The following is a 10,393-nucleotide window of genomic DNA, read 5'->3' as shown; positions in this document are numbered from 1 at the left end:
CGGGGCATTTCGTCCGCGTCCCCGCCGCTCTCGCGCCGGGCACTTTTACTACGTTACCTCACCGTCTGCTCCGTGTCAAACCGTGTGTCCCGGTCTGTCGCGGTTCGTACGGGTCCTACACCCGGGGCAGCGCGCAGCAGCTTGCTGTTGCATACGGCCCAGGGTTTGGCAGTCCGGCCGCCGCGGTCTCCCGCGAGCTGGCCCGGTTTGCTGCCGGTCGACAACCTTACCCGGTCGGTTCCGCCACACCAAATCGGCCTCGCGACCGCTCCAGGGGCACCACCCGCCCGCTGTCGTTCGGGCTGAGCCCGTCCAACCTCGGGGTTGTCCGCCAGCCTCCGGCCTCTGGGCTTTCGCCCGGTTCGTCCGTTCCGCGCTGGCAGAGAGAAAGTTACGCGTCCCGAGTTTGATCGTCAAATCGGGGGGTAGGGGCGCGCGTCACCACGCCGTTGAGCTGCGGAGATAGACGGAGGGTAGCGACAGGTGGGGCGGGACTCCGCCGCTGCCGCACGTCGCCCGGAGTCCGGTCGACGTGATGCGGACGAGCGACATACCTCGCAGGTATGAATATGCCTCACAGGTGTGTCGACCCGAGGGCATCACGCTGGCGGGCCGGTCACCCTGCGTAGCCCGTCCGCCGGGCCAGCCGTCAACAGACCGACGGTCAGTGGTCAGCAGGGCGGCGGGCCGCCCGCCAACCCCGAACGCCGAGGAGACCGACCGTGGTCCCGATGGCCAGGGAGGAGACGATCAGCAGGGCGTGGATCCAGAGGAAGCCTGTGGCCGGCCAGTCCCCGACCGTCCCGCTGGCCCAGGCCCGCTCGTCCTGCCAGATCGCGACCGCGAACCGGGGCCAGATCGCCCAGGTCCAGACCCCGACACCGATCAGGAACAGGGCCCAGCCACGCGACAGCACCATGGGTCCCGAGTATGCCAGCGGTCTCGCGGCACCCCGCCGAGGTGCGGTTTTCCGGCCCGCCGCCCGGGGCACTGGATACCGGAGCGACGACAGTGACCGGACGACGACCCGGAGGTGGCCGGCGATGCAGCGCCCGACCTTCAGCCCGTGGACCTGGCGCGACCCCTCCGCCCTCGCTGGCGGCTACGACCACACGACGCCGTCGCGGGGGCCGACCGACCAGCCCGACGGTGGGCACGACGGCCCGGACGCGCCCGGCCCGGGCACCCCGATCGACCTGGTCGGGTACCGGGTGGAGGCGACCGACGGGCGGGTCGGGTCGATCGACGAGGCGAGCTACGACACCGACGCGAGCTACCTGGTGGTGGAGACCGGCCCGTGGATCTTCGGGCGGAAGGTGCTGCTTCCCGCCGGCACCGTCGCCCGGGTCGACCACCTGGACCGGGTGGTCCACGTCGACCGCAGCCGCGAGCAGGTCAAGGACTCCCCGACGGTCGACCCGGCGGAGCTGCGCCGGCCCGACCACCGCGCGCGGGTCGGGGAGTACTACATGGAGAGCTACCGGCGGGGCTGATCCCGACCCCGGTCTGGGGCTACCGTGGGACGCATGGCCTGTCCGCGCAGCAGTCTGCCGGCGCCCGTCGACCCGGTCGGCGGTCCCCCGGCGGCAGTGCTGCGACCTGCGACGTCCCGACCGGTCGACGGTACGGGGCAGACGCTCGACGTACGGATCGGTGACGGCCGGGAACGGATCCTCGACGTGCTCCGCGCCGGCGGGATGCGGTTCCGCGACGGTGCGCGATGGCGACCGGCTCAGTGAGCCTGTCCGGCTGACCCTGCCCGGGGCGACCGCCCCGGCCCACCTGGGGCGACGTTCGCCCCGGTCAGCGCGCGCCCGCGCGTTTCCGCAGTTCCCACCGTACGAGAGGCGTCCCGCCATGTCCGTCGCACGCATGCTCACCGGAGACCGCCCGACCGGGCGGTTGCACCTCGGTCACCTGGTCGGCAGCATCGCCAACCGGGTCCGGTTGCACCACCGGTACGAGAGCTTCTTCATCATCGCCGACCTGCACATGCTCACCACGAGGAACACCCGCGAGGACATCGAGCGGGTGGCCGACAACGCCCGGGAGATGGTCACCGACGTGCTGGCCGCCGGGGTGGAGCCGCAGCGGGCGACGTTCTACCTCCAGTCCGCCGTACCCGAGGTCGGTGACCTGAACACGCTGCTGCAGAACCTGGTCACGGTGCCGAGGTTGGAGCGGGTCCCGTCGCTGAAGGAGATGGCCCGCGACGCCGGCAAGGAGGAGATGCCGTACGGGCTGCTCGGGTACCCGGTGCTCCAGGCCGCCGACATCCTGTGCGTGAAGGGGCAGGTGGTCCCGGTCGGCCGGGACAACGCCGCGCACGTCGAGGTGACCCGGGAGATCGCCCGCCGCTTCAACCACCTCTACGGGGAGGTGTTCCCGGTCCCGGAGCTGATCAGCTCGGCGACGCCGACCCTGGTGGGGACGGACGGTCGGGGCAAGATGAGCAAGAGCCGGGGCAACGCCATCGCGCTCGCCGACTCCCCGGCCGAGGTGCGTCGCAAGGTGCGGGGCATGTACACCGACCCGAACCGGGTCCGGGCCGACGTGCCGGGGACCGTGGCGGGCAACCCGGTGTTCGCGTACCACGACCTGTTCAACGCCGACCGGGCCGAGGTGGCCGAGCTCAAGCGGCGCTACCAGGCCGGCCAGGTGGGTGACGTCGAGGTCAAGGAGAAGCTGGCGACGGCGCTGAACCGGTACCTCGATCCGATCCGGGAGCGCCGGGCCCGGTACGAGGCCGACCCCGGGCTGGTCGACCAGTTGATCGTCGAGGGCACCGAGCGGACCCGGGCGCAGGTTCGGCAGACCCTGCTGGAGGTGCGCCGGGCGATGGGGTTGACCAGTGCGTACAGCCGGCTCCGGCGGCGGGCCGAGCGGTCCCGGGCGCGACCGGTCGCGCCGGCCTGACCGGCGCTCACCCCGCAGGGCGCGGGGTACGGCAGGATGGCAGCCATGCTTCCCGCACCCCGCGCCCTCCTGCTGGACTTCGGTGGTGTCCTCGCGGACGCGCCGACGCAGCCGCCCGCGCCGCCCGAGCTGGTCGCGCGGCTGCACGAGGTGACCGGTGGGGCGGTTCCCGCCGACCGGATCGCCGGGGACCTGGGCGCGGGCAGCCGGGCGTACGCGGCGTGGCGGGACGGGGCCGGCAACACCGAGGTCTCCGTCGAGGTGGGGCACGCGCAGATGTGGCGGGACTTCGTCACCGCCGGCTGGCCGCCGGCCGCCCGGGAGGCGGTGCAGCGGGAGGCCAGCCCGTTGGCGTACGCGCTGACCTGGCGGGCGGAGTGGGCCGTGCGGCCGGGGATCCCGGCGGCGTTGCGGGCGGCGGTGGCCGCCGGCCTGCCCTTGGCGGTGGTCAGCAACACCCTCTGCGGGGCGGCGCACCGGGACTTCCTCGCCCAGGCGGGGCTGGCCGACCTCTTCACGGCGCAGTTTTACAGCGACGAGGCGGGTCCCCGGAAGCCGAATCCGGAGCTGGCCCGGATGGCCGCCCGCGCGGTCGGGGTACCGGTCGGCGAGTGCTGGTTCGTCGGGGACAGCGTGCAGCGGGACGTCGTCTGCGCCCGGCGGGCCGGTGCCGCCGCCGTGGTGTTGATGCGCTCCCCGCGGACCGACCGGGAGCGGCCGGTGCCGGAGGTGGCCCCGGACGCCCGGATCGAGGACGGCCACGGGCTGCTGGAGCTGCTGAACCGGGCGCTGGCCGGCTGAGCCCTCCGGCCGGGGCCACCGGGTTCCCGGTCGTGGTGGCCGGTGTCGGCGGGGCGGCGCACCGACGGGTCGGCACGCGGCCGGTCGACGCGGGCGCGGGTGGCAGAGTGGTACCTCGTGGACGCACTCACGGTACGGGGACTGTGCCGGCGGTTCGGCAACCTGGTCGTGCTCGACGACGTCAGCTTCACCGTCCCGGCGGGCCGGATCGCCGTCGTGGTGGGGCCGAACGGTTCGGGTAAGACCACCCTGCTGCGCTGCGTCGTTGGCGCCGACCGCCCGGACGACGGCGAGGTGCTGGTGGACGGCCGGCGGGCGTACGAGACCGATGCCTGGGTCCGCTCCTTCGTCGCCGCCGCGCTCGACGACATCGACTTCTTCCCGGACCTCTCCGTGGTGGAGCACCTCGAACTGCTCGCCTACGCGCACGGCGGGCCGGTCGAGCCGGTCGCCGAGGTGCTGACCGAGCTGGGGCTGGACCGGGCCCGCGACCAGTTGCCCGCCACCCTCTCCAGCGGCCAACGACGCCGGCTCGCGCTGGCGTCCTGTTTCGTCCGCCCGCGCCGCCTGCTCGTCCTCGACGAGCCGGAGCAGCGGCTCGACGTCCGGGGCCGGGCCTGGTTGGCCGACCGGCTGCGCGACGAGCGGGCCACGGGTACCGCCGTGCTGATGGCCTCGCACGACGCCGAGTTGATCGACGCGGTCGCCGACAGCCGGATCGAGATCGGGGGATGACCAGCGCCGCCACCCCCGACCGGACGGCGGCGCCGCCGGACGTGCCGACCGCCCGACAGCTCCGTGCCCGGCTGCGGCGGGCCCGTCGTCGGCACCACCACCGGGGTCTCGGTGACCTGCTCACCGACGTGTACCTGGTGGTCCTCTTCGTCGCCATGTACGGCTGGGCGCTGGTCAGCGACCTGCGCGCCTACCTGGGCTCCCCGGCCGGTGGCGCGGCCGACCCCGGGGAGCGGTACTGGATCGCGGTGGCCGCCCTGCTGGCCGTCGCCGGGCTCGGTTGGCGGGCGCTGCGCGCGGTGGGTCCGTTGCTGGTCAGCGCGGCGGCGCAGAGCTGGGCGGCGGGCGCCCCGGTCGACCGGCGGGGCTGGTTGCTGCCGCGTTTCGTCGTCCTGCTCGGTGCGGTGGGCGGCGGGGGTGCCCTGCTCGGCGTGGGGCTCGCGTTCGTCGCGCGGGCCGACGGCGGCGGCGACCTCGCCGTGGCGGCGCTGGCCGGCGGCGGGTGGGCGACGGCGGCGCTGGCGGCGGCCGTGCTCGCCCAGGCCAGCCGGGTCACCGCGCGCTGGCCCCGGCTGCTCGGGGCGGGGCTGGTCGTGGGGGGTGTGCTGCTGACGGTCGGCGTCGTCGTCAGTCACTTCGCTGGTGGCCGGCTCGGCCGGCCGGGCGCCTGGCTGGCGGGGGGGGCTGTCGTGGTGGGGCTGCCGCTGGCGGTGGTGCTCACCGTGCGCGCGGTCCGGGCGTTGCCCCGGGTGGACCGGGCGGCGCTGACCACCGGGGCCCAGTTCGCCAACGCGGCGGCCACGGCGGCGGTGATGCTGGACCCGACCCTGCTCGCCGCGGTGGTGGAGAGCCGCCGGTGGCGCGGGGTGGGCCGGGTCCACAGCCGCCGGTTCCGCGCCGGCCGCCGCTGGTGGGTGCTGCTCCAGGCGGAGGTACGCCGGCTCGGCCGGCACCCGGGCGCGCTCGCCGCGTGGGCGGCGGTGATCCTGGTGCAGTACGCGGTGGCCGTGGCGGTGCCGTCGGTCGCCGGGTCGGCGCAGGTGGTCGGGGCGTACCTGGCGGCCGACCGGTTGGCCGGCGGCCTGCGGTCGGTGAGCCGCTCGCCCGGCCTGCGGCGGGTGCTGGGCGGCGGTGACGGCGGCAACCAGGTGGCGCACGTCGTCGTGCCGGCGGTGGGGGCGGCGCTGTGGTGGCTGGCGACGCTGCCCGTCGGTGGGGCGCAGCCGGGCTGGCTGGACGCGATCCTGGTGTCCGGTGTCGTCGTCGCCGTGCACCGGGCCGCCACCCGGCGGCCGATGGACTACGACACGGCGGTGGCGGACACCCCGTTCGGGATGATCCCGGTCGGCCTGTTGAGTCAGGTCCTGCGTGGACTCGACGTGGTGGCTGTCCTGGTGGTTGCCCAGCTCGTGCTCTCCTGAGCGACATTCCACACCAGAGCCGTTTCTCCTGCGTATATAGGGTTCCGCCGATTGACAAAGTTTGTCATCCCAACTTAATCTGCGGTTCCCGATCGGGCGCCGGCCGCGTTCGCGGTGGCGCCTGCCGCAACCCGTCCCAGCGGGAACCCAGGCGAGGAGCGTCATGGCCGGTACACGAGGCACGACACGAAGGACCCGATGGCGGCTCGGCATGTTCACCGGGGCGCTCACCATGCTGCTGGTCAGCCTCGGCATGACGTTCGCGGTCAGCGCGCACGCGGCGGCGGGCTGCAAGGTGGACTACTCCACCAACCAGTGGCCCGGTGGCTTCACCGCGAACGTGACCGTGACCAACCTCGGTGACCCGGTCAACGGGTGGCGCCTGACCTGGGCTTTCCCCTCCGGCCAGCAGGTGGCGCAGGCGTGGAACGCCACCGTCACCGCCACCGGCGCGAACGTCACCGCCACCAACGTGGGCTACAACGCCGCGATCGGCACCAACGGCACCGCGTCGTTCGGCTTCAACGGCTCCTGGACCGGCGCCAACAACGCCCCCACGTCGTTCGCGCTCAACGGCGTGACCTGCACCGGCAGCGTCGGCCCCACCACCCCGCCCACCACGCCGCCGACCACCCCGCCGGTCACCACCCCGCCGCCGACCACCCCGCCGCCGGCCGGTGACGCGATGGCCTACGTGGCCGCCATGCAGCCCGGCTGGAACCTCGGCAACACCTTCGACGCGGTCGGCGCCGACGAGACGGCGTGGGGCAACCCCCGGGTCACCCAGGCGCAGCTCGACAACATCCGGGCCCAGGGCTTCAACAGCATCCGGATCCCGATCACCTGGAGCAACCACCACGGGCCGGCCCCGACGTACACCATCGACCCGGCGTGGCTGAACCGGATCAAGGAGGTCGTCGGCTGGGCGCTCGACGACGGCTTCTACGTGATGATCAACCTGCACCACGACTCGTGGCAGTGGATCAACACCATGCCGACGGACCGGACCACCGTCCTCAACCGGTACAACGCGCTCTGGACCCAGATCTCCGCCGCGTTCAAGGACCACTCGCCGAAGCTGCACTTCGAGAGCGTCAACGAGCCCCAGTTCGCCAACAGCTCCGGTGACGCCCAGAACGCCCAGCTGCTGAACGAGCTGAACACCTCCTTCCACCGGATCGTGCGGGCCTCCGGGGGCGGCAACGCCACCCGGATGCTGGTCCTGCCGACCGTGTACACCCAGACCGACCAGGCCCGCGCCGACGAGCTGCTGGCCACCATCACCCAGCTCAACGACCGCAACCTGATCGCCACCGTGCACTTCTACGGGTACTGGCCGTTCAGCGTGAACGTCGCCGGGGGGACCCGCTTCGACGCCACCACCCAGAAGGACCTGACCGACCAGTTCGACCGGGTGTACAACACCTTCGTCACCCGGAACATCCCGGTGATCGTCGGGGAGTACGGTCTGCTCGGCTTCGACCGGCACACCGGCACCATCCAGCAGGGCGAGAAGCTCAAGTTCTTCGAGTTCCTCGGGCACTACGCCAAGCAGCGGCGGCTCACCACCCAGCTCTGGGACAACGGGCAGCACTTCAACCGGACCACCTTCCAGTGGCGGGACCCGGAGCTGTGGGCCCAGATCAAGTCGAGCTGGACCACCCGCTCCGGCACCGCCTCGTCCGACCAGGTGTACGTGCCCCGGACCGGAACGATCACCGCCAAGTCGCTGACCCTGAACCTGAACGGCACCACCTTCCAGGGGCTCCGTCAGGGCACCACCAACCTGGTGCAGGGCACCGACTACACCGTCTCCGGCAGCCAGCTCACGCTCACCGCCAGCGCGCTGACCCGACTGGTCGGCAACCGGGCGTACGGCGTGAACGCCAGCCTCCAGGCGCGGTTCTCCACCGGCGTGCCGTGGCGGATCGACATCATCAGCCACGACCCGCCGGTGCTGTCGAACGCCACCGGGACGACGGCCGCGTTCGCCATCCCGACCCAGTTCCGTGGTGACCAGCTCGCCACCATGGAGGCGAAGTACGCCGACGGCAGCAACGCCGGCCCGCACAACTGGACGTCGTTCAAGGAGTTCGACGTCACCTTCGCCCCCGACTACACCGGGAACCGCATCACCCTGACCGAGACCTTCTTCGGCGAGGTCAACGACGGCGCCCGGGTGACCCTCACCTTCCACTTCTGGAGCGGCGCGACGGTCACCTACCACGTCACCAAGTCGGGGAGCAGCGTCACCGGCACCACCTCCTGAGCCCGGTCCCGCGCCCGGCGCGGACCTCCGGCCCGAACGGGCCGCGATCGACTGTCGATCGCGGCCCGTTCCGCGTGCGGCGGCGGTTCGTGAACGGCCGGGCCTTGACGTGGACGAAGTGACGGACGTAACTTTCTTCGCAAGAGTTTCCGGCAAGTTTCAGGGAAGTTGCTGCAACTCTTTCCACCCCCGGCACGGTCCGTCGCCCCGCGCGGGGGACCGTGGCAGCCGACACCCCGTCCCGTCCGTACCACCCGGAGGAGAACCGGTGTTGCCCGAACCGTCCCCGCACCGCCGCTGGCGCCTCGGCGTCGGCCTGCTCGCCGCCACCGTCACCGCCCTCGCCGCCACCGTCGTCGCCGGGGGCGTGCCCGCCACCACCACCGCCGCCCAGGCCGCACCGGCCGGCGACAAGGACGTCACCGCCGTGCTGTTCGAGTGGCGGTTCGACTCCATCGCCCGCGCCTGCCGGGACACCCTCGGCCCGAAGGGGTACGGCTTCGTCCAGGTCTCCCCGCCACAGGAACACATCCAGGGCGGCCAGTGGTGGACCTCGTACCAGCCGGTCAGCTACCAGATCGCCGGACGCCTCGGGGACCGGACCGCGTTCCGGTCGATGGTGAACGCCTGCCACGGCGCCGGCGTGAAGGTCATCGTCGACGCGGTGATCAACCACATGAGCGCCGGCTCCGGCACCGGGACCGGGGGCACCACCTACAGCAAGTACACCTACCCCGGCGTCTACCAGGTGCAGGACTTCCACTCCTGCCGCAGCTCGATCACCGACTACCGCAACCGGTACGACGTGCAGGAGTGCGAACTGGTCGGGCTCTCCGACCTGAACACCGGCTCCGACTACGTCCGGGGCCGGATCGCCGGGTACCTCAACGACCTGCTCTCCCTCGGCGTCGACGGGTTCCGCATCGACGCCGCCAAGCACATGGCCGCCGCCGACCTGGCCGCCATCCGCGCCCGGATGAGCAACCCGAACGCGTACTGGATCCAGGAGGTCATCTACGGCGCCGGTGAGGCGGTGCAGCCCGGCGAGTACCTCGGCACCGGGGACGTCCAGGAGTTCCGGTACGCCCGCGACCTCAAGCGGATCTTCCTGAACGAACGGCTGGCGTACCTGAACACCTTCGGCGAGAGCTGGGGCTACCTGTCCAGCGGCAAGGCCGGCGTCTTCGTGGACAACCACGACACCGAGCGCAACGGGGAGACCCTGAACTACAAGAACGGGGCCGCCTACACCCTGGCCGGCGTCTTCATGCTGGCCTGGCCGTACGGCACCCCGCACGTGCACTCCGGGTACGAGTTCGGCAACCACGACGCCGGCCCACCCAACGGCGGCACGGTCAACGCCTGCTACGCCGACGGGTGGAAGTGCCAGCACGCCTGGCCGCAGATCGCCAACATGGTCGGCTTCCGCAACGCCGCCCGGGGCACCGGCGTGACGAACTGGTGGGACAACGGCAACAACCAGATCGCCTTCGGCCGGGGCAACCGCGCCTTCGTCGCCATCAACAAGGAGGGCGGCGCGCTGACCCGTACCTTCCAGACCTCCCTGCCGGCCGGCACCTACTGCGACGTGCAGCACGGTGACCCGACCCCGGGTGGCGGCTGCACCGGCACGCGGTACACCGTCGACGGGTCGGGCCGGTTCACCGCGACCGTCCCGCCGAACGACGCGGTGGCCCTGTACGTCGGCGCCACCGGCCAACCGACCACCGGCCCGACCAGCAGCCCGCCGGGCTCCGGGGCCACCGAACTGCGGTTCACGGTCACCGCCACCACCTCGTGGGGGCAGAACGTCTTCGTCACCGGTGACCACCCGAGCCTCGGATCGTGGAACCCGGCCAACGCCCGCGCCCTGGACCCGGCGAGCTACCCGCAGTGGCAGGCCACCCTCGGGCTGCCCGCCGGGGCCACCGTCGAGTACAAGTACCTCCGCAAGGACGCCGGCGGCGCGGTGACCTGGGAGGGCGGCGACAACCGCCGGGCCACCGTGCCCGCCAGCGGCACCCTCACCCTCACCGACACCTGGCGGAACTAGCCGCGACGACCGGGTGGCGGGGGTGGCGCGTGACGCGCCGCCCCCGCCGCCCCTCCGGCCCACCACCGGAGAGGCGGTACGGCGGGGACCAGACCCCCGGACTGGCCCGTCCCCGCCGTACCCGTTCTGGTGCCGGTCGTTACTGGCCGATGGTGGCCTGGGGGCCGGCGTGGGTGCGCAGCAGGGCGGGGACGTCGG

The 10,393-nt window shown here is 72.7% G+C and carries 9 protein-coding genes; 8 read left to right on the top strand and 1 reads right to left on the bottom strand.

Translation table 11 applies throughout. The annotated features are described in order from the left end of the window. Positions 1-664: 664 nt before the first annotated feature. Positions 665-919, bottom strand: coding sequence for an SCO4848 family membrane protein (locus AWW66_RS29575; protein WP_067373293.1), 255 nt, complete (start codon positions 917-919; stop codon positions 665-667). 124 nt (positions 920-1,043) lie between these two features. Here AWW66_RS29575 and AWW66_RS29570 point away from each other — a divergent pair, with 124 nt between their 5' ends. The 8 genes from AWW66_RS29570 (at position 1,044) to AWW66_RS29535 (ending at position 10,195) form a co-directional block, all read left to right on the top strand. Next, complete coding sequence (locus AWW66_RS29570; RefSeq protein WP_067373290.1) at positions 1,044-1,493, top strand: PRC-barrel domain-containing protein; 450 nt, start codon at positions 1,044-1,046, stop codon at positions 1,491-1,493. A 33-nt stretch (positions 1,494-1,526) separates the two neighbouring features. Further along, positions 1,527-1,739 (top strand): hypothetical protein, encoded by a 213-nt coding sequence (locus AWW66_RS29565; RefSeq protein ID WP_067373288.1) that lies wholly within the window; start codon positions 1,527-1,529, stop codon positions 1,737-1,739. A gap of 118 nt (positions 1,740-1,857) precedes the next feature. After that, positions 1,858-2,916 carry a tryptophan--tRNA ligase gene (trpS, locus tag AWW66_RS29560; protein WP_067373285.1) on the top strand — a complete coding sequence of 353 codons (1,059 nt, stop codon included), beginning with the start codon at positions 1,858-1,860 and terminating at the stop codon, positions 2,914-2,916. Between the two features lie 45 nt (positions 2,917-2,961). After that, positions 2,962-3,717 (top strand): HAD family hydrolase, encoded by a 756-nt coding sequence (locus tag AWW66_RS29555; RefSeq protein ID WP_211272149.1) that lies wholly within the window; start codon positions 2,962-2,964, stop codon positions 3,715-3,717. Between the two features lie 117 nt (positions 3,718-3,834). Beyond that, positions 3,835-4,452 carry an ABC transporter ATP-binding protein gene (locus AWW66_RS29550; protein WP_157528123.1) on the top strand — a complete coding sequence of 206 codons (618 nt, stop codon included), beginning with the start codon at positions 3,835-3,837 and terminating at the stop codon, positions 4,450-4,452. Further along, a complete protein-coding gene (locus AWW66_RS29545; RefSeq protein ID WP_067373279.1) occupies positions 4,449-5,873 on the top strand; it encodes a DUF6297 family protein in 1,425 nt (474 codons plus the stop codon). The genes AWW66_RS29550 and AWW66_RS29545 overlap by 4 nt, the downstream gene beginning before the upstream one ends. A 163-nt stretch (positions 5,874-6,036) precedes the next feature. Then, a complete protein-coding gene (locus tag AWW66_RS29540) occupies positions 6,037-8,142 on the top strand; it encodes a cellulase family glycosylhydrolase (RefSeq protein WP_067373276.1) in 2,106 nt (701 codons plus the stop codon). Between the two features lie 268 nt (positions 8,143-8,410). Further along, complete coding sequence (locus tag AWW66_RS29535; RefSeq protein WP_067373273.1) at positions 8,411-10,195, top strand: carbohydrate-binding module family 20 domain-containing protein; 1,785 nt, start codon at positions 8,411-8,413, stop codon at positions 10,193-10,195. The last annotated feature ends 198 nt before the right edge of the window (positions 10,196-10,393 follow it).

The sequence above is a fragment of the Micromonospora rosaria genome, assembly GCF_001567585.1.
Lineage (GTDB): Bacteria > Actinomycetota > Actinomycetes > Mycobacteriales > Micromonosporaceae > Micromonospora > Micromonospora rosaria.
The sequence above is the reverse complement of the archived record's forward strand: the minus strand, read 5'-3'. Positions and strand labels throughout refer to the sequence as shown.